The sequence below is a fragment of the Vibrio sp. PSi01 genome (assembly GCF_054960695.1).
This window is the reverse complement of the sequence record NZ_JBHNYN010000039.1, coordinates 1-1,715: the sequence shown is the minus strand read 5'-3', so window position 1 is coordinate 1,715 and position 1,715 is coordinate 1. Positions and strand designations below refer to the sequence as shown.

Here is a 1,715-nt window from a genome sequence, read left to right as displayed (position 1 = left end):
ATTGAGCGCATGGTTGATTTTGGTTCCCTCTTCATTAGAAACGGTATCCCCGTAGCCAACGATTGTCACTCTAGATGGTTGTATACCATTACTTATTAGGGCTCGCCTTACATTTGATGCTCGTTCTTTCGATAAGTCTAAGTTGTGAGCCGCGTTTCCGACTTTACTCGCGTAGCCTTGTAGACGAATGGTTGTGCTTTCATACCGCTTTAAAAACGCGGCCATTTGACGAATTTGGCCAAGAAAAACAGGATTGATTTCTGTTGAATTGTTGGCAAATAAAATGTGAAGTTCTTTCTGTTCCGTTGACTCGAAATAAGAGCCGCAGCCGTCATTATCGATTTCAGCGCCAATCTGTGTATCAACACATAAATCACGGGCGTTGATAACACCATCATTGTCGTCGTCTTCTAGATCGTAACTTTGTACGCTCTCTGGGAGCGCTCGATACTCGAACTCTTCATCGTTTGTTTCAGCTAAAATGTTGGCAGAAGCAACCAATAGACAGAGTGGAAATACAGCTTTTAGCAGCTTCATTAATATTCTACCTTTTCATTCCATTCTTGGGGGATATCGACACGTAAACCTGTCAGTAAATTACCGGTTGCGTTCATGACCCGGTATTTAGCATATTGTTCATCGTACTTGGCATCTAAATAGCCTTTACGAGCTTCAAAGAGCTCATTTTCAGTGTTAAGTAAATCGAGAAGTGTTCGTTTACCGATGCGGTATTGCTTCTCGTAAGAGATAACCGTATCTGATGCTGAGTCTACGTGATCTGATAAGAACTCTTTCTGTTGTACGGTTAAATCAAGTGCGCTCCATGACAAGCGTAGGCTCTCTTCTACATTACGATATGTACTTTCACGCAGATCTTTGGCCTTATTTAATTGGTAAGCAGCACTTTCAGCGCGGTCTTGATCAGCGCCGCCGTTATACAAGTTATATCTCAAGCGGACCATTGCGGAAAATTCGTCACTACTCCCTTCGTTGCCACCTGCGTCATCACGCCAGGTTTGCGCGGCTTCGAAAGAAACAGTCGGATAATTTGAACTTTTAGACTGTTTATATTGGAATTTAGCGGAGTCCACATCGGCTTGTGCAATTTTAATAACAGGATGTTGGTTGAAAGCTTTCGCAAGAGCGCCATCTACGGTGTAAGGAATTGCTCCAGTGTCTGCTCGCGGAAACACTAACCCCAAAGGTGACTGTCCAACAATACGTTTAAATTGAGTATGCGTATCAAACAAATTATTTTGTGCTGCGAGCAAGTTACCATGAGCTTTCGCAATACGAGCTTCTACTTGGGACATATCTGCTGTAGAGCCAATGCCAGATTCGACACGTTTTCGAATATCTCTATAGATATCCTTGTGTGTTGCCAGGTTGTTTTCAGACAGGGTGAGGACTTCATAAGCTTTCACTGCATCAAGGTATACTTTGGTGACCTCGAGAGCGATATCTTGGGCGTTGGAGAGTAATTGGTAACGAACAGATTCTGCATCAGCCGCGGTACGATCAATATCGTTGGAAGTATTTGCTCCATCCCAAATTAACTGAGTCAAAGTAATCGTCGCTTCTTTACGCGTCAGATCTGTTGAATTTGTATTGGTCACTAGATCGGTATGCTCATAACCAATCCCACCATCTAGATCTATACTTGGACGATAAGCACCGCCAGAAGCATCGTTAACGTAACGTTTACTTACGTACTC

At 43.1% G+C, this 1,715-nt stretch carries 2 protein-coding genes; both read right to left on the bottom strand.

Going from position 1 to position 1,715, the window contains the following annotated elements:
* The coding region (locus ACFI6G_RS22110) for an OmpA family protein (protein ID WP_016789892.1) at positions 1-537 on the bottom strand (537 nt) is incomplete at its 3' end.
* Positions 537-1,715: TolC family outer membrane protein (locus ACFI6G_RS22105; protein WP_016785655.1), on the bottom strand; the 1,179-nt coding region annotated here is incomplete at its 5' end. The genes ACFI6G_RS22105 and ACFI6G_RS22110, both read right to left, overlap by 1 nt.